Genomic DNA, 23,711 nt, shown 5'->3' with positions numbered 1-23,711 from the left:
TTCGCTCATTAGTTCAGTCATCGCTAATCTCTGTAAACCAGTTTGATTCGTTGATTGATGCTCACAATTTTATGTGTTCAATTGAACGCAACACAAGAAATGTAGCTAACACTAATCTTGAGAGGAATACTCTTTAGAACCATACGTTAGTTCATACGCTCATAATTATTGAGCCAGTTTTGAGGTTTATAAATAATGCAAGCTACTGTTGAAACTCTAGAAGGCCTAGAACGCCGTCTTACTATTACTGTTCCTGCTGCTAACATCGAAGATGCAGTGACAGCTGAATTGCGCAACATCGCGAAAAACCGTCGTTTTGATGGCTTCCGTAAAGGAAAAGTACCGATGAAGATGGTTGCACAAATGTACGGCAAAGCAGTACGTCAAGACATCATGGGTGAAGTGATGCAGCGTCACTTTATCGAATCAATCGTTAAAGAAAAAATCAACCCAGCAGGCGCACCAACGTTTGCTCCTGTTGAGTTTGAAGAAGGTAAAGATCTTGTCTTTACTGCAACTTTTGAAGTTTACCCAGAAGTTGAATTGAAAGGTTTAGATAACATCACTGTTGAAAAACCAGCAGTAGAAGTTAAAGAAGAAGACGTTAATGAAATGATCGAAACACTTCGTAAGCAACAGTCTACTTGGGCTGAAGTTGAAGAAGTCGTTGGCGAAACAAGCCGTGCAACTATCGATTTCGTTGGCTACATCGACGGTGAAGCATTTGAAGGCGGTAAAGCAGACGCTTTCCCTCTTGAAATGGGCCAAGGTCGCATGATCCCTGGTTTTGAAGACGGTATCCTAGGTAAGAAAGCGGGCGAAGAATTTTCTATCGACGTGAACTTCCCAGAAGATTACCACGCTGAAAACCTAAAAGGTAAATCAGCTAAGTTCGATATTAAATTGAGCAAAGTTGAAACTCGTGAGCTTCCTGAACTAACTGATGAGTTCGTTGCTAAATTCGGCGTAACTGAAGGCGGTGTAGACGCACTTAAAGCTGAAGTTCGTAAGAATATGGAACGTGAACTTAAGCAAGCAATCAAAGGTCGTATCAAAGAGCAAGCGATCAATGGTCTTGTTGAGCAAAACGAAATGGACGTACCTTCTGCACTTATCGACCAAGAAGTTGAAGTGTTACGTCAACAAGCAGCACAACGTTTCGGTGGTAACCCTGAAGCAGCAGCTCAACTGCCACGTGAATTGTTTGAAGAGCAAGCTGCTCGTCGCGTAAAAGTTGGTCTACTTCTAGGTGAAGTAATCAAGACTGAAGAATTGAAAGCTGATGATGAGCGCGTGAAAGCACTTATCGAAGAAATGGCGACTGCTTACGAAGATCCATCAGAAGTTATCGCTTACTACGAGCAAAACGAGCAGATGATGAACAACATCCGTAACGTGGCTCTAGAAGACCAAGCAATTGATGCAATCATTGCTAAAGCAAAAGTTTCTGATAAAGAAGTTAGCTTCAATGAGTTAATGAACCAGCAACAACCTGCTTAATCTTTCATTTTGTTAAGTAAATCAGGTTTCGCTGAGCAGAAGGGTTGACAGCCTTTTAACTCTTTTGCTAACAATGGCTCGATATGACTCTCTTTTCTATGAGTAGATCATTCGGGCCATTTATTTTTATAGCTTGCTACAACAATCGTTATTCTCGGTTGGCATCGGTAAGCATCTAGGTTTATGATTAATCAAACGATTATTGCATTTATAAACTTATCCACTACAGGGAAAGCGAATATGAGCTACCAAGAAAATCATTCCATGTCTCCAATTGTTGATGCGCTTGTACCAATGGTGGTAGAGCAAACGTCTCGTGGTGAGCGTTCATACGATATCTATTCTCGTCTATTAAAAGAACGTATTATTTTCCTTACTGGGCAAGTCGAAGACCACATGGCAAACCTTGTTGTGGCTCAGTTACTGTTTTTAGAGTCAGAAAGCCCAGATAAAGATATTTTTCTTTATATCAACTCACCAGGTGGTTCTGTAACAGCAGGTATGTCTATCTACGATACTATGCAGTTTATCAAACCAAATGTGAGTACAGTATGTATGGGTCAAGCGTGTTCAATGGGCGCATTCTTATTGGCTGGTGGTGAAAAAGGTAAGCGTTTTGTGCTACCAAATTCACGCGTGATGATTCACCAACCACTAGGTGGTTTCCAAGGCCAAGCGTCTGATATTCAAATTCACGCACAAGAAATTTTAACCATCAAGCAACGCTTAAATGGCTTACTTGCTGAGCATACTGGCCAGCCATTAGACATCATCGAGCGTGATACCGATCGTGATAACTTCATGTCGGCTCAACAGTCGGTTGATTACGGTTTAGTAGACGCCGTGCTTGAAAAACGCCCAGCGTAAAGACTTCAAGGCACTTTGAAGTGAAATTTTTACTCGTGCAATCGGGTCATTACTTGAAAGTGTCGATGTTTTCTTTAACTCAACGGTTTCCTACAAAGCAATGTACAGAAATTTGTTGTAGACTGAATTTAAGAAGAAAAGGCTAAGAGGTTAGCGAATGACAGATAAAAGCAAAGAGGGTGGTAGTACTAAACTGCTGTATTGCTCTTTCTGCGGTAAAAGCCAGCATGAGGTTCGCAAGCTGATCGCAGGTCCGTCCGTATATGTGTGTGATGAGTGTGTCGACTTATGTAATGACATCATCCGCGAAGAAGTGAAAGACGTGGTTCCGAAGAAAGAATCGGAAGCGCTGCCAACGCCAAAAGACATTCGTGAACACTTAGACGATTATGTTATTGGTCAAGACTACGCGAAAAAAGTGTTGTCTGTTGCAGTGTATAACCACTACAAACGTTTACGTAATGGTGATAAGACCAAAGATGGCGTTGAGCTAGGTAAGAGTAACATCTTGCTGATTGGCCCAACCGGTAGTGGTAAAACACTGCTTGCTGAAACATTAGCTCGTTTCTTGGATGTTCCTTTCACAATGGCTGATGCAACTACGTTGACAGAAGCGGGTTACGTGGGCGAAGACGTTGAAAACATCATCCAGAAGTTACTGCAAAAATGTGATTACGACGTAGCGAAAGCAGAGCGTGGTATCGTTTATATTGATGAAATTGATAAAATTTCACGTAAAGCTGAAAACCCATCCATCACGCGTGATGTATCCGGTGAAGGTGTGCAACAAGCACTTCTGAAACTGGTTGAAGGTACGGTTGCATCGGTTCCACCTCAAGGTGGACGTAAGCACCCTCAGCAAGAGTTTTTACAAGTGGACACATCTAAGATCCTATTTATCTGTGGTGGTGCATTTGCTGGCCTAGATAAAGTGATTGAACAGCGTGTTGCCGTTGGTACTGGTATCGGTTTTGGTGCGGATGTTCGCAGTAAAGACGAAAGCAAAACCATCAGTGAATTGTTCAAGCAAGTCGAGCCAGAAGATTTGGTGAAATACGGTTTGATCCCAGAATTCATTGGTCGTTTACCTGTCACTACCACGCTGACAGAGCTTGATGAAGACGCATTGATTCAAATTCTTTGCCAACCAAAAAATGCACTGACCAAACAATACGGTGCACTATTTGATTTGGAAGGCGCAGAGCTTGAATTCCGTGAAGACGCATTAAAAGCGATTGCGAAGAAAGCAATGGACCGTAAAACTGGTGCTCGTGGACTTCGTTCAATTTTGGAATCAGTATTACTTGAAACCATGTATGAGTTGCCATCAAACAAAGATGTGACCAAAGTGGTGATTGATGAATCTGTAATTAAAGGGGAATCTGAGCCTCTTTTGATTTATCAAAATACTGAAAACCAACTCGCAAGTTCTGAATAAATCAGAATAAAGGCGAAAATATGAACAATAAGGAGGCGGTAAGCCTCCTTTTTTTATTTATGTTATTGAAACTAGCTAGATAGCCCCCATATACTCCTCAATGAATGTGCAAACGGAATAGAGAGAATAATATGAACTTGGAGCGTTCCGAGCGTATCGAGATTCCCGTATTACCCCTACGTGATGTTGTGGTTTATCCACACATGGTCATTCCACTTTTTGTTGGCCGTGAAAAGTCGATTCAATGTTTAGAAACCGCAATGGAAACCAATAAACAAGTATTATTGGTTGCACAAAAAGATGCGGAAACTGACGAGCCTACTATTGATGATCTGTTTTCAACAGGAACAGTTGCAACGATTTTGCAGTTGCTAAAGCTTCCTGATGGCACAGTGAAAGTACTCGTCGAAGGTCAACAACGTGCCAAAGTGCATACCTTTTCAAATGAAGACTTCTTTACTGCCGATGCGGAATTTTTGCTGACCCCAGAAGTTGATGAACGAGAGCAAGAAGTTATTGTTCGCAGTGCAATCAATCAATTTGAAGGCTTTATTAAGCTTAATAAAAAGATCCCACCTGAAGTTCTGACTTCGTTAAATGGGATCGATGAAGCTGCGCGTTTGGCAGATACTATTGCTGCGCACATGCCACTTAAGCTCAATGATAAGCAACGTGTCCTTGAGATCCCAAATGTGGTTGAACGCCTTGAGTTTTTAATGGGGATGATGGAATCGGAAATCGACTTGTTACAAGTTGAAAAACGTATCCGTGGCCGCGTTAAAAAACAAATGGAGAAATCACAGCGCGAGTATTACTTGAATGAGCAAATGAAAGCCATTCAGAAAGAGCTCGGTGATATGGATGATGCTCCAGATGAATTTGAAGCGTTAAAGAAAAAAATTGAAGACGCTAAAATGCCAAAAGAGGCACGCGAAAAAACGGAACAAGAACTGCAAAAGCTGAAAATGATGTCACCAATGTCAGCTGAAGCCACCGTTGTGCGTAGCTATATCGATTGGATGGTTGGTGTGCCTTGGAGTAAGCGCTCTAAAGTGAAAAAGAATTTAGCCAAAGCCGAAGAAATCTTAAATGAAGATCACTATGGTTTAGAGCGAGTAAAAGAGCGCATCTTAGAGTATTTAGCGGTTCAAACCCGAATTAATAAACTCAAAGGTCCTATTCTTTGTTTAGTCGGTCCTCCGGGTGTAGGTAAAACCTCATTAGGACGTTCGATTGCGGCTGCTACTGGACGCCAGTATACGCGTATGGCGCTTGGTGGTGTACGTGATGAAGCGGAGATCCGTGGTCACCGTCGTACTTACATTGGTTCAATGCCAGGTAAACTTATTCAGAAGATGTCTAAAGTGGGCGTTAAAAACCCATTATTCTTACTGGATGAAATCGACAAAATGGCTTCAGACATGCGTGGTGATCCTTCTTCAGCCTTGCTTGAAGTTTTAGATCCTGAGCAAAATAACTCATTCAACGATCACTATCTTGAAGTGGATTATGACCTGTCGGATGTTATGTTTGTCGCGACATCGAATTCAATGAATATTCCGGGTCCGTTATTGGATCGTATGGAAGTCATTCGTTTGTCTGGTTATACCGAAGATGAAAAGCTCAACATTGCTAAAAAACATCTAACTGATAAGCAAATTGAACGAAATGGTTTAAAACCTGCGGAAATTACCATCGAAGATTCTGCGATCATCGGGATTATTCGTTATTACACACGTGAAGCTGGTGTGCGTAATCTTGAGCGTGAGATTTCAAAAATCTGCCGTAAAGCCGTGAAGAATATCTTGCTCAATCCTGAGTTGAAATCTGTGACCGTAACAATGGATAACTTGAAAGAATATCTTGGTGTTCAGCGTTGCGATTATGGTAAAGCAGACGATAGCAATCGTATTGGCCAAGTAACTGGGCTTGCTTGGACAGAAGTTGGTGGCGATTTATTGACCATTGAAACTCAATCTATGATAGGTAAAGGTAAATTGACTTATACCGGTTCATTGGGCGATGTCATGCAAGAGTCGATTCAAGCGGCAATGACGGTTGTTCGTTCACGCGCTGAAAAATTGGGTATTAATCCTGACTTCTACGAGAAGCGTGATATTCACGTACACGTGCCAGAAGGAGCAACACCTAAAGATGGCCCAAGTGCAGGTATTGCGATGTGTACAGCGCTTATTTCGAGCTTAACGGGTAACCCTGTTCGTGCGGATGTGGCCATGACAGGTGAAATTACCCTGCGTGGTGAGGTGCTGCCTATTGGTGGGTTGAAAGAGAAATTACTTGCAGCGCATCGTGGTGGCATTAAAACTATTCTTATTCCAAAAGACAACGAACGTGATTTGGAAGACATTCCAGCCAACGTCATTGCTGACTTAGTGGTGAAACCAGTCCAATGGATAGAAGAAGTTTTGCCTGTCGCTTTAGTAAATGACCCTACAGGTTGTGTGATTGGTATCACAAAGTAGTGATATTAAACAAGTTTAGTTGAAAGTTTGACGCTGACAGGACTGAAAGTGCTTGTCAGCGTTTTTTTTCAAGGCTAAGTTAACCTTGATAGACCTGAGCTGATAGTCGAAAAAGACATTAAATAAAAACGGTTCAGTCTTAATTATTTGTATAGAACATATATTGTCAATTTGAAGTTGATAGTGAAAAGGGGAACAACAAGTGAATAAAACTCAACTAGTAGAAAAAATTGCCGGTGACGCTGATATATCTAAAGCTGCAGCTGGTCGCGCATTAGATGCATTTATCGACGCGGTAACAGAAACATTGAAAGCTGAAGAGCAAGTTGCTCTAGTCGGTTTTGGTACTTTTAGTGTTCGTACTCGTGCAGCACGTACTGGCCGTAACCCTAAAACGGGTGACGTAATCCAAATCGCTGAAGCTAAAGTACCTGCTTTTAAAGCTGGTAAAGCATTGAAAGATGCTTGTAATTAATATTGTTTCTGATGGTTTTTAACCATCAAAAGGTGAACAGGTTTGGGTTTTTACGTTTAACCTCAATCTTTCTCTATCAAAAAGCGCATCTTACTGGTGCGCTTTTCTTTTTCTGATATTATCGACGTAATATTTTTTATCTTACCAAGCGTCGTTTTCTACAAGTAATGTTATAGGTAAGTAACATTATGCGCAGTTTACTGCATTTGGTGTCAGTCAGTATTGAGAGAGCAATTAAATTATGATGGATCGACTACGCGAAGGCGTAAATGGCATCGCAATTAAAATCATCTTAGGATTAATTATCCTTTCATTTGTCTTTGCCGGTGTGGGTAGTTACTTAGTTACTGGTGGCAGTAACACTGCTGCTAAAGTAGGTAATACTGAAATTGATCGTGGTTCATTTGAACAAGCGTATCAAAATGAACGTAATCGTATGCAATCTCAAATGGGCGATTATTTTTCTACGCTTATGGGTGATCCGCAATACGTACAATCTTTTCGTAAAAGCGTTTTAGATCGAATGATTAACGATGTGTTACTAGAAGAGTATGCAAAATCATTAGATTTACGTATCAGTGATGATCAAGTACGTCAGTTAATTTTGACAATGCCTGAATTCCAAACCGATGGTAAGTTTGATCAAGATGTTTATGCTGCTACATTGCGTCGTGCAGGTTTTAACGCCGATAGCTTTGCTGAGTATTTACGTAAAGATCTACTGCGTCAGCAAATTGTTTCTTCATTGCAAGATACAGAGTTTACATTACCAAACGAAGTGACTCAGCAAAGTGAGCTGATGACACAAAAACGTGATGTTCAATCGATTGTGTTGAATGTGAGTGATTTTGCTAAGAAAGTCAGTGTCACTGACGAAGAACTGGCAACTTATTACAAAGAACATTCTGATCAGTATGCTCGCCCTGAGCAAATGAAAGTGGCTTATATTGAACTTTCAGCTGACCAACTTAAAAAATCGATCACGATTACTGATGAAGAAGCGCAGAAGTATTACCAAGATCATTTGGATAAGTACTCAACAAAAGAACAACGTAAAGTACGCCATATTCTGATCAAAGATGAGAAGAAAGCCGAAGACGTGTTAGCTAAACTGCAATCAGGTGAAGATTTCGCTAAATTAGCAAAAGAAACATCTGAAGACGTAGGTAGCGCTAAGCAAGGCGGTGATCTTGGTTGGATCGAAAAAGGGGTGATGGACCCTGAGTTTGAAACTGCAGCATTTGACCTGAAAAATAAAGGTGATATTTCTGCGATTGTAAAATCGAACTTCGGTTACCACATTATTCAATTAGAAGATGATAAAGCACCCGATGCGAAACCCTACTCTGAAGTGGCGGCTGAAATTAAATCTGATCTTGTCGATGAAAAAGCACTCGATCAATTCTATAAGTTGCAAACTAAGCTAGAGTCAGTGGCATTTGAATCACCAGATTCGTTAGATGATTCAGCAAAAGCGATTGATCAAAAGATTCAAACGACCGATTTTATCTCACCTGAAACGGCACCTGATGTACTTAAAGTGCCAGCCGTTGCTAAAGCACTGCAAAATTCAGATGTGAAAAAAGAAGGTTTGAACTCGGAAGTTCTTGAAGTGGCTCCTGAGCACATCATTGTTGTTCGTGTGAATGACTTACGCTCTGAAACAACGCTGCCTCTTGAAGAAGTTAAAGATAAAGTGAAAGCTCAACTAGCGGCTTCAAAAGGCGAACAAGAGGCATTAAATCTTGCATCTAAAGTTGTTGACTCGTTGAAGAAGGGCGATGATTCAATATTGTCTGCAAACCAACTAACATTTGGTGAAACACAAAATATTGATCGTCGTTCACCTTTAGCGGCTCAAGCATTTGCGTTGCCTCATCCTGAAGATGGCAAAGCAACGTATGGTCAAACTAAAGATGAGCAAGGTAATGTTGTCGTTCTTAAATTGAATAAAGTTACAACAAGTGATGATACTCAATTCCAACAACAAATTGCTTCTCAGCTATTACGTATGAATAATCAACAAGACCTAGAAGCGGTACTGGATTCACTACGTAAAACGACTAAAATCTCTTATGAAGCGATCTCTGAGCAATAATCTGGATTTTTTATAAGTGTCAATAACCAAGAGCTGCCAGTGCGCAGCTCTTTTTTTATCCATTTGAAAGCTATTTATCCATTCACCATCACCTCAAACAAAGTTCAACATCATCATTCTTTAATACCTTTCTTGTGCATCACTCACTTGCCTCTGTAATTAATATGCCTGTAACTTAGTTTAAAGGTTGCAGTGCTTCTCATGTCCATTTTTGAGACAAATCGACATTCCAGTTTCGTTTAGCGTTAAGTTTCTTTTTAAAAAACAGGAGATGTGTAAATGAAATTAATTCGTAGCTTTTTCATGGTGTTACTTTCAATGGGTTTGGTTCTAAATGTTGCTTATGCTGCAACAGATACCAGTACAAAGCATGAAGGGATTGAAATCACAGTGAATGTGAATAAAGCCGATGCAGAAGAAATTGCGACTATGTTGAAAGGCATTGGAGAAAAGAAAGCACAAGATATCGTGGATTACCGTGCAGAACATGGCAACTTCAAATCAATCGATGACTTGACGCAAGTGAAAGGTATTGGTCAAGCGACTATTGAGAAAAACCAAGGGCGCATTGTTTTATAATGCATTCTTGAATGATGCCCAAGTGCTGACAGGTGCGTGATCCGCTTTCCTTGTTGTGACTTGGGCATGATCGATTTAAGTTTAGCTATTCTTGGATTGGCGTATCAATTGAGATGGTCGAAAAAGAATAAAACTTAAAGTAAAGCCAGTTAAGCAACCAAACAGATGAGCGTTGATCGCTACGCTTGCGCCAATCAATGCTTCACTTCCCGTAGGTGAACCAAAAGCCTGTTCCCAAGCGATCTTGATGATTAAGCCTAACACGAGCCATAGGCTGTTTTTGTTACCTTTTCTATATTCTGTTAGTGCGTAACAAGCAAACAAGCCATGCAGCACCCCTGACAGCCCTACGTAGATTTGCATCGAGGTTATTAAGAGCAATGTGCCAACACTAAAAGATAAACAAGCAACAATCAGGCTAAAGGATTTGACTCTTAACTCGGGCTTAAAAATATAACAAATTAACCATAAACCTATCAGGTTCATGCCTAAATGATAGAGATTGGTATGCGTAAAGTTTCCTGTTACGATCCGCCATACTTGACCAGTAAGAATCGCACTATGATCCCAAAGCATCCATTCATTAAGAATAGGAATTTGGAACGCGATCATAATTGCGCTAATGATGAAAAGTAAAAGGATCAATTGGAACCCCATGTCTCGATATTGTGTTCAATGCGGAAAGGCTAATAATGCCTGTATTTGTGATTGGATTAAACCCATAGATGCGCAAATACAGCTGGTGATCCTTCAGCACCCATCAGAAACCAAGCGACCGATGGGAACTGCCAAAATATTACACTTGAGTTTATCAAGGTGTGAGTATTTCGTGGGTGAAGATTTTTCTCAGAATGAAGCATTAAATCAATTGCTCACTGATGATCAATACTTGTCTATGGTGTTATATCCGAGCGAAGAAAGCCGTGTTTTGTCGTCAGAGTCACTGAATCAGATTAACCCATTGAATAAAAAGATCCGCTTAATTTTAATCGATGGAACTTGGAAGAAAGCCTATAAAATATGGCAGCTATCGACCAATTTACATCACTTAATGCCAATTGCCTTACCGAATAATTTGGTCGGTAACTATCGTATCCGTAAAGCACCAAGTGAGCAGCACTTATCGACTGTTGAGGCCGGGTTTCATGCATTGTGTATTATCGACACAGAAACCGATTTTTCGCCGCTAATGAATACATTTACTCAAATGGTTGATTATCAAATTGCCCAAATGCCAGAAGGAGTATTTGAGAAAAATTACATTAAGTTAAATTAGTGAATCTAAGTGATACTGACTTCCTGTACTATTGGAGCTTAAACGGAATTAAATCAAAATGATGTATGCGCCGAAAACAGTTGTTGATGCATACGCTGAGCGTAACCATCCGTCATCGCGGAAATATAATCGGCTAAGATACGAGTTCCGCCTTGGTGATCGGTTTCTGCTTCTTGCCATTTTTTCTTGGTTGCATCTGGTAATAAGCGCATTGGATCAGCATTTAAGGCTTCAAAAATATCCATGATGATTTGCTGACCTTTATATTCAAATTGTTGAACTTCAGGTACATGAATAACGTATCGGTTTACAAAGTTTTTGAATACATCTAAAGCGTAAGCCATCGGGGCATCTAGGTAAGCATTGGTACTTAACAGTGGATCATCAAACTCAGATTCACCGTAGACTGGTTTGAGCTCAATGCTGGTCAATAACGCATTTACAATTCCGCCAATAGCATCTTTTCGTTCATGATGTTGACCTGAAAATAATTTTTCGCTCAATGTATCGATGTTTTTCTCAAACCACTCGTCACCGCAATCGGCAAGCTTACTGGCTGCACCTTCTTGCCATTGCTTGCGATTCACCATATCTAAGACGATGGCATCTTCCAAATCATGCACGCCATAAGCGATGTCATCGGCCAGTTCCATGATTGAACAATCAAGGGACTTGAAACGAGTTTTTTGATGTTCGTATGGGTTGCTGTCACTTTGCTTTCTTTTGGTCGCAAGCAGAGCTCTATCATGTTCAGATAATGGTTCTAAAACCCAATTTAAGAAAGGCAAATCAATGTCGTATATACCTTTAGCGGGCAGCCAATCTCTTGCTTTTAGTTGGCGTGGTGTCGCCACATCGTTAGGGCGTTGTTGAGCATGTACTTGGCTAATTAAGGCTGGGTATTTTAGTAGCCCGAGCAGGGTTCTTCTTGCTAAGTTCATACCATAAAACTCGGTATAAGGTTCAATTTGAGTCACGATGCGAAATGTTTGGGCATTGCCTTCAAATCCGCCGTGATTGCGCAGCATATAGTTGAGCGCGACTTCACCACCATGACCAAAAGGTGGGTGACCAATATCATGAGCAAGGCACAAGGTTTCGATTAGGCTCGCCGGTGGTAATAAGTGTTTATATTCAGGCTGCTTGCGTTTGAGCTGCTCTAAAATACCAGTGCCGATTTGCGAGACTTCAAGTGAATGCGTTAAGCGAGTACGGTAGAAATCATTTAAACCGGTGCCATGTACTTGAGTTTTCGCTTGCAAGCGGCGAAATGCAGCAGAGTGCAATACGCGCGCGCGATCGCGTTGATAGACATCGCGGTGATCGTTGCGTCTTAGCTTTTGCTCATTATTAATACGAGCTTGCCAAGTGTCATTGTTGGTCAGTTGAAAACGTGTCGATTCAGTAGATGATTTTACTTCCATGATGGCTCGCTATATTTCACTTATAAGGGCTTAGCTTATTTCATCTAAGGTTAGCTCAAAACTTGGAGCAAAAACATCAAGGAAATAACGCATCTCTGGTGTTTCTCGCTCTTGCAGCGTTTTTTCTAAACGACCTTTTGCTAGTTCGTATTCGTGATTACCTGCCGACAGTTCTTCTAAACATTTCAAATAGGCACAAAGGCTGTCTGCTTGTTTTACCATGGCTTTGTCTTCGGGCTCAATTGAATCACTGATCAAAAAAGGAGCGAAGTCTTCTTGAAATTCTTCTGGAAGCATGGAAACCAGTTTCTTTTCGGCGGCGAGTTCTATCTTCTTATATTCATTGGCAATGGCAGGATTGTAGTATTTGACGGGCGTCGGTAAATCCCCAGTGAGTACTTCACTGGTGTCGTGATACATGCCAAGCAGCGCAATGCGCTCTGGATTGACGTTACCACCAAACTTTTTATTTTTAATGATGGCTAAAGCATGACCAACAAAGGCGACTTGTAAGCTATGTTCTGAGATGTTTTCAGCTGAGATAGAGCGCATAAGTGGCCAGCGTTGGATCAGTTTCATGCGAGCTAAATGAGCAAAAAAATGGCTAGGTTGAGATTGAGTCATACTATCTCCGGACGAGTAGATTGGTGCTTCTGAAAACAAAACAGGCTTCTCATGATAGGAGAAGCCTGTGGGGGATTATTGCGAATAGGTCGACAAGAAGCGTTCAAAGCGACCGATTGCCGTTTCTAAATCTTCAACATGTGGCAAGGTAACAATACGGAAGTGATCCGGTTGCTTCCAGTTAAACCCGGTACCTTGTACTAACAATACTTTTTCTTGCACTAAGAAATCGAGTACTAACTTGGCGTCGTCTTTAATGTTGTATTTTTTAACATCAATTTTTGGGAATAAGTACATCGCACCTTTTGGTTTTACACAGGTGACTCCCGGAATTTGAGTGATCAGCTCGTAAGCTCGATTGCGCTGCTCTAATAATCGACCACCGGGTAGTATTAATTCATTGATACTTTGGTATCCACCTAACGCAGTTTGAATTGCATGCTGCATTGGCACATTCGCACACAGACGCATCGAGGCCAGCATATCCAAACCATCTACGTATCCTTTTGCAAGGTGTTTAGGGCCGGTTAAGAACATCCAACCACCACGGAAACCACAAACACGATAGGCTTTAGATAAGCCATTAAAGGTTACCATTAATACATCGTCGGCCAAGGTTGCAATCGAAGTATGGGTTGCACCGTCATAAAGGACTTTATCGTAAATTTCGTCGGCAAAAATAACCAAGCTATGTTGGCGAGCAATCTCAACCACTTCTAATAAGAAATCACGGCTGTAGACAGCACCAGTTGGGTTATTTGGATTGATTAACACAATGCCACGAGTTTGTGGGGTAATTTTGCTCTTTATATCATCGAGATCAGGATACCAATCGGAAGATTCATCACAGATGTAATGGACTGGTTTACCACCAGCTAATGACGCTGCGGCTGTCCATAATGGGTAATCAGGGGCAGGGATGAGAATTTCATCGTTGTTATTAAGCAATGCTTGCATCGACATGACGATCAATTCTGATGCGCCGTTGCCAATGTAAACATCTTCGACTTCAAGTTCGCGAAGCCCTAATTTTTGATAATGCTGAACCACTGCTTTACGAGCAGAGTAGATCCCTTTTGAGTCGCAATAGCCTTGAGATGTCGGTAAGTTACGAATTACATCTACTAGGATTTCATCAGGGGCATCAAAACCAAACGGGGCAGGGTTGCCGATGTTTAGTTTTAGGATTTTTTGCCCTTCCTCTTCCATGCGTTTAGCATGTTTTAGGATTGGCCCTCGAATGTCGTAACAGACATTATCGAGTTTTGATGACATCTCGATGTTGTTCATAGCCTTATACCCATAATGAAAATTGTTTGTGACCCACCAAGTTACACTATTTTCTATACTCAAACCATATCCTGATGCGGTGTTTTTATGGTATTCATTGCTTTTTTTGCTCGTGAATACAAAACAGTTACTATTGCCGTAAAATCTATAGAGTAATCTGATCTTTTCGATGATGGTTCACTATGTTTAAAATATCATCATGGTCTAAAAATCAACGCTTAAATTATGGTTATTACTTGATTTGCTGTAAGTGAATACTTACAGTATGCGCCTACTAAGAAGAGTGAAAGATGTCACTTGGGTATATGCTTAATCCAATAAAAACAATATTGAGAGGTTGACTTGTCTGAATTAAATCAAGTGATTGAATCACTCATTGAAAAGATTATAGATGGACAAGTATCGAGTGAAAACCGAGTAAGCGAACCCGTCAATTTACCGGCTGATTTCAACGCGACTGATTGGTTACAAGAACAAACCTTATACCCGCGATTTTATTGGCAATCACGTGATGAGCGTGAAGAAGTGGTTGCACTTGATCAAATTCATGACTTTACCGATCCTATTGCTGCCTATGCCATTCTCGGTGAGCAGCAACGAGTGTGGGGTGGAAAATCGTTTGATAGTGAACACGCCAACAATCACCATCAGTCTAGCTATTTCTTTTTGCCTAAAATTGAATTAATGCGACAAGATGATCAATGGACATTAAATGCCAATTTATCATCTGATTTTCAAAGCATCATTGTTGCACTAAAAAACCTCAAAGCCGATTATCAATTAAGTGCGCCATTATTGCCGCAAGCCAGTAGCGTTCATTACTCCCCACAATTTGATGAATGGAAGTCTATTTTAGACAAGGCGCTTTCTGCCATTGAAGATAATCAATTTGAGAAAGTGGTTTTAGCTCGTGAAACCATGGTGGAACTTAAGCAGCCGATCTATGCTTCTCAACTGCTAAAAGCCAGTCGTGAAAAAAATCGCAATAGTTTTCATTTCCTAATATCTCTTGCCCCTAATGATAGTTTCTTAGGATCTACACCTGAACGTTTATATTGCCGTAATGGAGATATGTTAGAAACCGAAGCATTAGCTGGTACGACGGGACGTAGTGACGATCTGGCAGAAGATAAACAATTGGCGGATTGGTTGTTAAACGATGATAAAAATTTACGAGAAAACCAAATTGTTGTGAACGATATCATCGAGCGTTTAGCGCCTTATGCTGAAACGATCGATGTACAGCCTGAAGCGCAATTGATTCAATTGCGCCGTGTTCAACACTTAAAACGCCATATTCACGGTAATTTATCACTTGGCGTTAAAGGTGTTCAATTATTAACTGCGCTGCAACCGACAGCGGCGATGGCTGGATTACCGCGTGAACCATCCCTCAATTTTATTCGTATTAATGAGCCTTTTACTCGTGGTTGGTACAGCGGTTCAGTAGGATACTTTAGTCATAACCATGCTGAATTTTGTGTGGCCATTCGCAGTGCTGTGATGAGTGGGAATACCGTCAAACTTTATGCAGGAGCGGGGATTGTTCTTGGCTCTGAAGCGGAATATGAATGGCAAGAATTGAATAGAAAAACCGCAACATTATTGAACTTAATTTCAGATTACCCGATTGAAAATGACCGTTGTGAGGATGCATGAGCCAAGCAGGACTTAACCGAGTTTGGGCGCAAGCTTTACTAGAAACCTTGTATGTCCAAGGTGTTAGGCATATTTGTATTGCTCCCGGTTCTCGTTCAACGCCATTAAGCCTTGAAGCATTAGAATTGGCAGAACGTACTGATTTGACAATTCATACTCACTTTGATGAACGAGGCTTGGGCTACTTAGCGTTAGGCTTAGCAAAAGCAAGTGATGAGCCAGTTGCGGTGATTGTCACTTCTGGAACTGCTGTGGCTAATTTATTACCTTGCGCTGCAGAAAGCGGCTTAACGGGGGAAAAGCTGGTGCTGTTAACAGCTGATAGACCTCAAGAGTTAATTGATGTGGGTGCAAACCAAGCGATTCAGCAAAAAGGTATTTTCTCGACCCATGTGATTAAAAGTGTCGCGCTGCCAAGCCCATCGGTTCAGCACGATTTAGGTCAAGCATTGATATCAATTCAACAAGCTTTAGCTTATCAAGATGCTAGGAGGGGCTCTGTTCATATTAACTGCCCGTACCCAGAACCTTTATATATTCAATCTCACCAAGAAAAAGAACAATACCTCGCCTATTTTGACGTCGCCAAGTCGGTATCTTTAACCAATTCTCAATTGAATAAATTGTATACAGGTTACAACGTCGCAGAATTAACCAATTGCCTTCAACAAGAAATCATCAATCGTATTTATGATTTAAAAACGGTGGTGGTGATTGGCAAAATGCCATTAGAAGAGTCCATTAAAGTAAAAGCGTTTGCTGAAAAGTTTGGTTGGCCCATTTTGTGTGATCCCCAAAGTGGAGTTAGCAGCGATTGGGCCCATTTTGATTTGTGGTTGCAAGTGCCTCGTTATGCTGATCTTTTGTCTGAAGCCGAATGCGTGCTGCAATTTGGCGCGAGATTGGTGTCGAAGCGCCTTGGTCAATGGATCAAGCAAGTGGTTACTCATAACGCTTCGAATTACTGGGTTTTTGATCCGACGCCAAGTGTGTTAAATCCGGATCATTTACCTCAATTAAGAACGGTGGCGACGATTTCTGAATGTATAGACATGCTGGATTATTCCATTTTACCTGCCAATGAGTTTTTGGATACAACGTCAGGATGGGCAGAAGAAAGTAAGCTTGCCGGTCAAGCGGTTCAATGGGTTGCGCAATCTTATAAAAAATCTGAGCATTTAACGGAATGCCAATTGGCGCTGCGCCTTGATGCAGTAATTGATATATTGCTTGATACTGTGGGACCAACGGCTCTATTTATTGGCAATAGCTTAATTGTTCGTTTAGTGGATATGTTGTCTACAATTGAGAATATAGAGGTGTATACCAATCGTGGTGCCTCCGGTATTGATGGATTGATTGCGACGGCGGTAGGGGTACAACGTCAAAAGCAGCAAGCAATGCTGACGTTAATAGGTGACACTTCGTTATTATACGATCTGAACTCTCTAGCTTTATTAAGTAAGACAGATCACCCCCATATTGTCATTGTGACTAATAATGATGGTGGGGCAATTTTTGATTTATTGCCCGTTCCAGCGGCGCAAAAGCAAACACTGTATCAAATGCCTCATGGGTTTCAGTTTGAATTTGCGGCGAAGCAATTTGGGTTATATCACCAACAACCAACGTCTATGTCGCAATGCTTAGAAGGTATTAGGGCATACTTAGAACAGTACCAACGGGGTGTGGTCAATTCAGCGTTGATCGTTGAAATACTCACACCACCAGAACAGGCTTCTCAACATATTAAAACAATTGTACAGGCGGTAAAATCTCATGCTTTATAGTCAAATGGTAGAAACGCAAGACAGTACAGAAAATGAGGCACAAAAGCCTATTCCTGTGTTTTTACATGGATTTCTAGGGTCGAGCCTAGATTGGGATGGCTGCTTATCACACTTGGATCTACCTCACGCCATTTGTATCGACTTACCTTGCCATGGTTTGAGTAAATACTGCGAAGTTCAAAATTTTGAAGAGGCTTGCCAGCAAGTTCAGCTCACTATATTGAGCAAGTTAAAAAAAGAAAAGCGTTCGCTCAATACGCCTTTGGTGTTTGTGGCCTATTCGCTAGGCGCTAGAATTGCAATGTTTGGAATGGCAAAGAATGCGTTTCCTGATCTAAATGTTCAAGGGGCTATTTTTGAAGGTGGTAATTTTGGCTTGAATCATGAAGAAGGCAACGTTTTACGTTGGGAGAATGATAAACATTGGTCAAAACGTTTTGCGACTGAAGCGATTGAAGAAGTCTTATTTGATTGGTATGAGCAAGGCGTATTTAGTTCATTAAATGATGATCAAAGACAAGAACTGGTCGAGCTAAGAAGTGATAATCTTGGGTCACAATTAGGTTGCATGTTACGTGCGACATCACTATCTAAACAACCTTACCTGCTTGATGACTTAAAGCAACTTGCTTTACCTTTGTTGTACATTTGTGGAGAACATGATCAGAAATTCAGGTCAATAGCAGAAAATAGTGGGCTAGCATTTAAAATGGTTCAAGAGGCAGGTCATAATGTTCATCATGAACAACCACAAGCCTTTGCTGCTCTTGTGAGTGATTTTATCGATCAGCTGTAATGAATGATGGATGTTTAAGGATTAAACAAGGTATGCCTTATCGCATGCCTTTTTTTATTTTTTTGTGGTTTTAGTGAGGGCTTATGTCAAATCAGTACCCATCTTTTCGTCAAGTAAAGCTGTATCGTTATCGACTCTCAATGGACAGTGGTGTGATTGTTCGTGAGCAACGTCTACGACATCGTGAAGGCTATATTGTTGAATTGATTGAGGATGAGTCTTCTGCCTTAGGTGAATGTGCACCTCTGCCTTCTTTTAGCCGTGAAAGCTTAGAGCAAGTTGAAGCGCAATTGGTTTCCGTATTGTCTACTTGGCAGAAAACAGGAGAGTGGCCGAACTTTGATGCACTTTATCCATCGGTCGCGTTTGGATTGTCTGCTGCACAATACGAGCTCGAACAGACGTTGCCACTTGAAGGTGAATATCTTGCAGCGCCTTTATGCAGTGGCGATCCAGATGAACTTATTCCTGTCTTTGAAAGCATGGCAGATAGCGATCATCAAAAAGTAGCAAAGGTGAAAGTGGGTTTATATGAACCGATTCGTGATGGGATGTTAGTGAATTTATTTTTGGAATCGATTCCGGATCTGAATTTACGATTAGATGCCAATCGCAGTTGGAGTTTAGATAAAGCGTTAAAGTTTGCACATTATGTTTCTCCAGATCTACGACAACGAATTACTTTCTTAGAAGAGCCTTGCCAGACTCAAGAACAGAGTCTTGAATTTGCTCGCCAGACCAATATTCAGATTGCTTGGGATGAAACGTTACAAGAAGCAGTAGCAACGTCAGAGTTCGATGTTTCAAATTTATTAGATGATAAACTTGCGGCATTAGTGATTAAGCCGACTTTGATTGGCTCGATTGACCGATGTATTGCCTTAATTGATGATGCTAAGCAACACGGCCTACAAGCTGTGATCAGTTCAAGCCTTGAATCAACCATAGGCTTAACTCAATTAGCACGTTTATCAGCATGGCAAACCCCAAAGCAAACTCCAGGCTTAGATACTTTGCAATTGTTCCAGTCTCAATTGGAGCGCACTTGGCCTAACAGCGCTTTACCGGTTGCTGCATTAAATGATCAAGTGCTTATTTGGCAGTCTTGAATATAGGTGAAGGGGCAATATGGATATCATTCAAAAATGGGCTCAAGCCGAGCCAAATAAAATAGCGTTCGTGACACCGACTCAAGGCTATAGTTGGAAGGTGCTTGATGACACCATTGATGCGTTATCTTATCAATTAGCCCAACAACAAGTACAGCAAGGTTCCGTTATTGGGCTTATCAGTAAGAATGAACCCAAAGCTGTTTTACTTTATTTAGCCTGTCTTCGACTTGGTGCTTTGTGTGCTTTTATGCCACCTCAGCCGTTAAAAGCGATTCAACAGAAAATAACGATTATTCAAGCCGATCTTTGTTGGCTGGGCGACTCCGCTGTGGGGATTGTTCCCTCAATGGAGTGCCCGATGTTGTCGATTAATTTTGATGCGATCTCGGCTCAAGGTACTTTGACTGATGATGTGTTTGATGATACTCAGCCAGCCAGTATTGTTTTTACTTCTGGGTCAACTGGCGCGCCTAAAGCGGTCGTTCATTGTGTTAAACATCACTTGGCAAGTGCGCAAGGTTTGACTGAGCATTTTCAATTTGATGCTGAGGATTCATGGCTATTAAGCCTGCCAATTTATCATGTTTCTGGTTTGTCGATACTCTGGCGCTGGTTATGTAAAGGTGCGCAGTTAGTGATGGGTAGTGGCGAATTAATAAAGGATTTACAGCAAGTAACGCATGCTTCACTTGTCCCTACTCAGTTGCAACGTTTACTAGAACAACCTTATGCCATTAAAGTGAAACGAGTTTTACTTGGCGGGGGGCATATACCGCTAAGCTTAACACAAGCCGCCAGTGAGCAAGGCATTGAATGTTGGGTGGGCTATGGTATGACCGAAACGGCGTCTACTGTGATTGCAAAAAAGGTAGATGGCTCTCCAACTTCGGGCTTTTTATTACCGAATCGGAAAATAAAAGTCGAAAGTGGAAGAATATTTGTTGCAGGAGATACTCTAGCGCTTGGGTATTTAGTCGAAGGAAAATTAACGCCTCTGATCAGTGATCAATCACCTTGGTTTGATACCAAAGATTTAGGGCTAGTGCATTGCAGAGAAAGCCACGCAGATGAAATTGAAATATTAGGTCGTGTTGATAATCAATTCATTTCTGGTGGGGAAAATATTCATTGTGAGGAAGTTGAATCGGCGTTAAATCGACATCCGAATATAAAACAAGCGATGGTATTGCCTATCCCTGATGCTCAATTTGGGCAGAGACCGATTGCGTTCATTGAGTATGTAAGTGAGTTACCTGATGAGGAATATCAGACGTTTTTATTGCAGTATATTGATAAGTTTAAGTGCCCAGATGTTTATTATGCCTTACCAAATAGTCTAATGAATACAGGGATTAAACTTTCTCGCTCAGAGCTTAAACGCTATTACCATCAACATTATTCTAATGATAGTCAGCGAGACAAACTTTAACCTGGTCATTCATAAAAGTTATTTTATAGTCCAAAACAGAATTTATTGCTTAAGTTTGATTCAGCCATACTAATACTTATCGAATATTTCGATATGAATTTTAGTGAGTTAAATTTAAGGGAAGAAAATGAAAGCTCTGTTGATATTGGCGGTCGCCGCTTTTGTTATTTTGTCTATTTACACCGAAGGTTTGGTATCAGCGTTAGCGGAACTTGCTGCGTTTGCTACTGTGATTGCTTGGGTATTAAAGAGCAAATCTGTGGTGAAACGTAAACATGAGGCTCAGATTGAACCCCATGTTTAGTAGCAAGTTTTGCAAAATATATTTGTTCTACTGAATGTGGGTCATGATGTAACTTAAAGAACTCACAGAAATAATCACCCAAAGAACCACACCAAATAACATCGGTTTAGAACCAGTGGCTCTAAGCTTACTGACCGAAATGCCACACCCTATTAAGAATAAACAAAGCACTAAGGTTTGTTTAGCAAAGCTGTATATGCCGTGATAGACCGCTGAGAATTGCGGTACTTGGTCACTAAATACGATGGCAGCACAGTAAAATAAGATAAAGAATGGAATGGTGATTTTCTTACTGTCACTTTTAAACATTAACGCACTGATGAATGCCACCGGAACAATCCACAATGCACGCGCTAATTTAAGTGTGGTAGCAATTTGGAGTGATTCCTCACCATAAGCCTGCGCTGCACCTACTACTGACGATGTATCATGAATCGCGATAGCCGCCCAAGTACCAAATTGAACTTGGCTCATACCTAGCGCGTGCCCAATCACTGGGAATAAAAATAATGCAATGGAATTTAAAACGTAAATAACGGCTAATGACATTGCCACAGGCTGATCTTTTGCATTAATCGCAGGGGCGACTGCTGCAATCGCACTCCCGCCACAAATGGCGGTACCAGATGCAATTAAGTGCCCAGTTTCTCTTTCTAAACCAATCCACTTTGCAATAAGCGTCCCTAAAATTAAGGTGCTAAAAATGGTGGTAACAATGATCCCAAAACCATTTTCGGTTGCGGTAACGGCTTGGCTGATGTTGATGCCAAAACCTAAGCCGACAATTGAATACGCTAAAAGCTTCTTAATGATTTTAGTGAGTGGAATGGTGTGTGGCACGAATCCAAAACTGGTTAATAGAAAACCTAAGGTCAGTGCAATAGGTGAGCTTACCCAAGGGGTAAAGCACATTAAGGCACCGACTACAAATAAACCATAGTTACGAACATGTGAAAGCATAGTAAGCCTAAATGGTAAGTACAAAGGAAAACAGAGAGTATCCTATTTATTTGGTTAAGTAAGTCTGGAACTTTTTAACAATGCGTTAAGTATATCTAAACGAATTTCAAGTTACTTATTTATCGAAGTATATAACCAATAAATGACCACTAAATTTAAGACGCCTAATAAGATGAAAAATTGGTGAATAGCTAAAGAAAGAAGACTAAGCAATACGATACTAATAATAGCGCTTCCTACCATAAACAAAGCATTATAAATATTGTTTGCCGCGATCACTTGAGCGCGAGTATCCGCTGAAGCCAAGGTCTGCATCAGTGTGTAGAGTGGAACAATGAAAATCCCACCACTTACTCCTAAAAAGAACAGACTTAAGAAGACTGGAATGTAAGCACTCGAGGTGAGCATTTGGGCTACGGATATTATATCTTGAGACAGTAATGTTTGAGCAGTTAGAGCAAAAACACCTAATAAAACACTAAACAGGCTGATTCCCACACCACCAAAGATGACAAATTTCAGATTGATTTTCTGGTGAGACAGTTTGGCGCAAAGTAATGAACCTACCGCGATGCCTACGGAAAATAAGGCAAGTAAAAAGGAAACACCAGTGCTGTTGCCATGAATGTATGTTTTTGTGAAGTTGGGGAATTGTGTTAAGTAACAAGCGCCTAAGAACCAGAACCAACTGATGGCAATGATAGCAAGGTAAATGGAGCGATTTTGTTTGGCGATACTTAAAGTCTGTTTGGTGTGTTGTATTGGTTTCCAAATAAATGTTCGTTCTTGCTGGTTGGTGAGCGTTTGATTAGAGAGATGAGGGCTAGGAAATGCTTTAGGGATAAATAAACTGGCGATAAAGCCAAGCAAGGCAAAGGTAACGACAGCTATCGCGGTCACCCAAAGTGTATTGGGCATTGCAACGATGAACCCTGCACCAATAGTGCCAAATAAAATGGCTAGGAATGTGCCGGTTTCAACCCAAGCATTCCCTTTTAATAATTGCTCTGGCTTTAAGTGCTGAGGAAGCAGGGCGTATTTTACTGGGCCAAAAAAGGCCGATTGTGTTCCCATTAAAAATAATAATAAGAGCAACGTAAGGTAGTTTTCATAAATGAAGCTGACCGCGCCAGCAAGCATGATGATGATTTCTGCAAATTTGATCCAACGGATTAATTGAGATTTTTCATATCGATCAGCCATGACACCGGCTGTTGCTGAAAATAAAAAGAAAGGCAGGATGAAAACACCAGCAGCAAGGTTGATGAATAGGGTGCTTGATATGGATAATTGCTGCGTGCTGGCAAAAGCAACCAGAATGAGTAACGTGTTTTTATAAATATTGTCGTTAAAAGCACCGAAAAATTGGGTAATAAAGTAAGGAAAAAACCGTTTAGAGAAGAAAATCGCGTCTGATTGAGGTGCCTTGTCCATGTTTTCCCTTAAATTGATAACGTCCACACCGTCAGTGTAACGACATTCAGTTCAATCGTTAAACAAATTTATAATATATCCAAGTAACTAAGTCACTTAGTCTACACGTACGTTAATTATGACCATCTTGACTCCTTGCAATATTCTGAAACATAGCTGTTGTGTACTCATGG

19 protein-coding genes and 1 pseudogene are annotated in these 23,711 nt (G+C 40.9%); 14 read left to right on the top strand and 6 right to left on the bottom strand.

From position 1 onward, the window contains the following. Positions 1-195 precede the first annotated feature (195 nt). The 7 genes from tig (at position 196) to A1QC_RS05800 (ending at position 9,440) form a co-directional block, all read left to right on the top strand. The gene (gene tig / locus A1QC_RS05830) at positions 196-1,500 is read left to right on the top strand and encodes a trigger factor (protein WP_017025244.1); all 1,305 of its coding nucleotides are present in this window, start codon (positions 196-198) and stop codon (positions 1,498-1,500) included. A gap of 240 nt (positions 1,501-1,740) precedes the next feature. Beyond that, positions 1,741-2,367: an ATP-dependent Clp endopeptidase proteolytic subunit ClpP gene (clpP, locus tag A1QC_RS05825; protein WP_026025833.1), complete on the top strand. Its 627-nt coding sequence runs from the start codon at positions 1,741-1,743 to the stop codon at positions 2,365-2,367. Between the two features lie 157 nt (positions 2,368-2,524). Then, positions 2,525-3,805 carry an ATP-dependent protease ATP-binding subunit ClpX gene (gene clpX / locus A1QC_RS05820; RefSeq protein WP_017025242.1) on the top strand — a complete coding sequence of 427 codons (1,281 nt, stop codon included), beginning with the start codon at positions 2,525-2,527 and terminating at the stop codon, positions 3,803-3,805. A gap of 131 nt (positions 3,806-3,936) precedes the next feature. Further along, positions 3,937-6,288, top strand: a complete 2,352-nt coding sequence (lon, locus tag A1QC_RS05815; RefSeq protein ID WP_017025241.1) for an endopeptidase La — start codon at positions 3,937-3,939, stop codon at positions 6,286-6,288. A 202-nt stretch (positions 6,289-6,490) separates the two neighbouring features. Then, complete coding sequence (locus A1QC_RS05810) at positions 6,491-6,763, top strand: HU family DNA-binding protein (RefSeq protein ID WP_017025240.1); 273 nt, start codon at positions 6,491-6,493, stop codon at positions 6,761-6,763. Positions 6,764-7,004: 241 nt separating this feature from the next. Then, the gene (gene ppiD / locus A1QC_RS05805; protein WP_017025239.1) at positions 7,005-8,861 is read left to right on the top strand and encodes a peptidylprolyl isomerase; all 1,857 of its coding nucleotides are present in this window, start codon (positions 7,005-7,007) and stop codon (positions 8,859-8,861) included. A gap of 318 nt (positions 8,862-9,179) precedes the next feature. Beyond that, the gene (locus tag A1QC_RS05800; RefSeq protein WP_431305838.1) at positions 9,180-9,440 is read left to right on the top strand and encodes a ComEA family DNA-binding protein; all 261 of its coding nucleotides are present in this window, start codon (positions 9,180-9,182) and stop codon (positions 9,438-9,440) included. An 81-nt stretch (positions 9,441-9,521) separates the two neighbouring features. Here A1QC_RS05800 and rrtA read toward each other — a convergent pair whose 3' ends face one another. Next, on the bottom strand, positions 9,522-10,052 hold the full coding sequence (gene rrtA / locus A1QC_RS05795) for a rhombosortase (protein WP_241796549.1): 531 nt from the start codon (positions 10,050-10,052) through the stop codon (positions 9,522-9,524). 43 nt (positions 10,053-10,095) lie between these two features. Here rrtA and A1QC_RS05790 point away from each other — a divergent pair, with 43 nt between their 5' ends. After that, the gene (locus tag A1QC_RS05790) at positions 10,096-10,716 is read left to right on the top strand and encodes a tRNA-uridine aminocarboxypropyltransferase (RefSeq protein ID WP_017025236.1); all 621 of its coding nucleotides are present in this window, start codon (positions 10,096-10,098) and stop codon (positions 10,714-10,716) included. Positions 10,717-10,769: 53 nt separating this feature from the next. Here A1QC_RS05790 and A1QC_RS05785 read toward each other — a convergent pair whose 3' ends face one another. The 3 genes from A1QC_RS05785 to A1QC_RS05775 all read right to left on the bottom strand — a co-directional run bounded on the left by A1QC_RS05785 (position 10,770) and on the right by A1QC_RS05775 (position 14,054). Beyond that, the gene (locus A1QC_RS05785) at positions 10,770-12,140 is read right to left on the bottom strand and encodes an anti-phage deoxyguanosine triphosphatase (protein WP_017025235.1); all 1,371 of its coding nucleotides are present in this window, start codon (positions 12,138-12,140) and stop codon (positions 10,770-10,772) included. Between the two features lie 30 nt (positions 12,141-12,170). Then, complete coding sequence (gene yfbR, locus A1QC_RS05780; RefSeq protein ID WP_017025234.1) at positions 12,171-12,764, bottom strand: 5'-deoxynucleotidase; 594 nt, start codon at positions 12,762-12,764, stop codon at positions 12,171-12,173. 75 nt (positions 12,765-12,839) lie between these two features. Continuing rightward, positions 12,840-14,054 (bottom strand): pyridoxal phosphate-dependent aminotransferase, encoded by a 1,215-nt coding sequence (locus A1QC_RS05775; protein WP_017025233.1) that lies wholly within the window; start codon positions 14,052-14,054, stop codon positions 12,840-12,842. 342 nt (positions 14,055-14,396) lie between these two features. Here A1QC_RS05775 and A1QC_RS05770 point away from each other — a divergent pair, with 342 nt between their 5' ends. The 6 genes from A1QC_RS05770 (at position 14,397) to A1QC_RS15605 (ending at position 21,144) form a co-directional block, all read left to right on the top strand. Then, on the top strand, positions 14,397-15,713 hold the full coding sequence (locus A1QC_RS05770; protein ID WP_017025232.1) for an isochorismate synthase: 1,317 nt from the start codon (positions 14,397-14,399) through the stop codon (positions 15,711-15,713). Beyond that, positions 15,710-17,503, top strand: a complete 1,794-nt coding sequence (gene menD, locus A1QC_RS05765; protein ID WP_017025231.1) for a 2-succinyl-5-enolpyruvyl-6-hydroxy-3-cyclohexene-1-carboxylic-acid synthase — start codon at positions 15,710-15,712, stop codon at positions 17,501-17,503. The genes A1QC_RS05770 and menD overlap by 4 nt, the downstream gene beginning before the upstream one ends. Beyond that, the gene (menH, locus tag A1QC_RS05760) at positions 17,493-18,299 is read left to right on the top strand and encodes a 2-succinyl-6-hydroxy-2,4-cyclohexadiene-1-carboxylate synthase (protein ID WP_017025230.1); all 807 of its coding nucleotides are present in this window, start codon (positions 17,493-17,495) and stop codon (positions 18,297-18,299) included. Before menD ends, menH begins: the two co-directional genes overlap by 11 nt. Positions 18,300-18,382: 83 nt before the next feature. Further along, the gene (gene menC / locus A1QC_RS05755; RefSeq protein WP_017025229.1) at positions 18,383-19,408 is read left to right on the top strand and encodes an o-succinylbenzoate synthase; all 1,026 of its coding nucleotides are present in this window, start codon (positions 18,383-18,385) and stop codon (positions 19,406-19,408) included. 19 nt (positions 19,409-19,427) lie between these two features. Next, positions 19,428-20,840: an o-succinylbenzoate--CoA ligase gene (gene menE / locus A1QC_RS05750; protein ID WP_017025228.1), complete on the top strand. Its 1,413-nt coding sequence runs from the start codon at positions 19,428-19,430 to the stop codon at positions 20,838-20,840. A gap of 127 nt (positions 20,841-20,967) precedes the next feature. Further along, positions 20,968-21,144 carry a hypothetical protein gene (locus tag A1QC_RS15605; protein WP_017025227.1) on the top strand — a complete coding sequence of 59 codons (177 nt, stop codon included), beginning with the start codon at positions 20,968-20,970 and terminating at the stop codon, positions 21,142-21,144. Between the two features lie 27 nt (positions 21,145-21,171). Here the strand turns inward: A1QC_RS15605 and A1QC_RS05745 are convergent, their stop codons facing one another. Together A1QC_RS05745 and A1QC_RS05740 are read right to left on the bottom strand one after the other, a co-directional pair. Beyond that, positions 21,172-22,104: a YeiH family protein gene (locus A1QC_RS05745; RefSeq protein WP_017025226.1), complete on the bottom strand. Its 933-nt coding sequence runs from the start codon at positions 22,102-22,104 to the stop codon at positions 21,172-21,174. Positions 22,105-22,224: 120 nt separating this feature from the next. Beyond that, positions 22,225-23,538: pseudogene (locus A1QC_RS05740) on the bottom strand (MFS transporter); the annotation flags it as partial. Positions 23,539-23,711 lie beyond the last annotated feature (173 nt).

This window comes from Vibrio rumoiensis 1S-45 (assembly GCF_000286955.2).
GTDB classification, from domain to species: domain Bacteria; phylum Pseudomonadota; class Gammaproteobacteria; order Enterobacterales; family Vibrionaceae; genus Vibrio; species Vibrio rumoiensis_A.
This window is presented reverse-complemented; position numbering and strand designations above follow the sequence as displayed.

What these genes read in the sequence shown, in the direction of transcription:
- A1QC_RS15605 (WP_017025227.1), top strand. Translation starts at nt 20,968, where the DNA reads ATGAAAGCTCTGTTGATATTGGCGGTCGCCGCTTTTGTTATTTTGTCT.
- yfbR (WP_017025234.1), bottom strand. Translation starts at nt 12,764, where the DNA reads ATGACTCAATCTCAACCTAGCCATTTTTTTGCTCATTTAGCTCGCATG.
- A1QC_RS05800 (WP_431305838.1), top strand. Translation starts at nt 9,180, where the DNA reads ATGGGTTTGGTTCTAAATGTTGCTTATGCTGCAACAGATACCAGTACA.
- clpX (WP_017025242.1), top strand. Translation starts at nt 2,525, where the DNA reads ATGACAGATAAAAGCAAAGAGGGTGGTAGTACTAAACTGCTGTATTGC.
- menC (WP_017025229.1), top strand. Translation starts at nt 18,383, where the DNA reads ATGTCAAATCAGTACCCATCTTTTCGTCAAGTAAAGCTGTATCGTTAT.
- A1QC_RS05745 (WP_017025226.1), bottom strand. Translation starts at nt 22,104, where the DNA reads ATGCTTTCACATGTTCGTAACTATGGTTTATTTGTAGTCGGTGCCTTA.
- tig (WP_017025244.1), top strand. Translation starts at nt 196, where the DNA reads ATGCAAGCTACTGTTGAAACTCTAGAAGGCCTAGAACGCCGTCTTACT.
- menD (WP_017025231.1), top strand. Translation starts at nt 15,710, where the DNA reads ATGAGCCAAGCAGGACTTAACCGAGTTTGGGCGCAAGCTTTACTAGAA.
- ppiD (WP_017025239.1), top strand. Translation starts at nt 7,005, where the DNA reads ATGATGGATCGACTACGCGAAGGCGTAAATGGCATCGCAATTAAAATC.
- A1QC_RS05790 (WP_017025236.1), top strand. Translation starts at nt 10,096, where the DNA reads ATGTCTCGATATTGTGTTCAATGCGGAAAGGCTAATAATGCCTGTATT.
- A1QC_RS05775 (WP_017025233.1), bottom strand. Translation starts at nt 14,054, where the DNA reads ATGAACAACATCGAGATGTCATCAAAACTCGATAATGTCTGTTACGAC.
- clpP (WP_026025833.1), top strand. Translation starts at nt 1,741, where the DNA reads ATGAGCTACCAAGAAAATCATTCCATGTCTCCAATTGTTGATGCGCTT.
- menH (WP_017025230.1), top strand. Translation starts at nt 17,493, where the DNA reads ATGCTTTATAGTCAAATGGTAGAAACGCAAGACAGTACAGAAAATGAG.
- lon (WP_017025241.1), top strand. Translation starts at nt 3,937, where the DNA reads ATGAACTTGGAGCGTTCCGAGCGTATCGAGATTCCCGTATTACCCCTA.
- menE (WP_017025228.1), top strand. Translation starts at nt 19,428, where the DNA reads ATGGATATCATTCAAAAATGGGCTCAAGCCGAGCCAAATAAAATAGCG.
- rrtA (WP_241796549.1), bottom strand. Translation starts at nt 10,052, where the DNA reads ATGATCGCGTTCCAAATTCCTATTCTTAATGAATGGATGCTTTGGGAT.
- A1QC_RS05785 (WP_017025235.1), bottom strand. Translation starts at nt 12,140, where the DNA reads ATGGAAGTAAAATCATCTACTGAATCGACACGTTTTCAACTGACCAAC.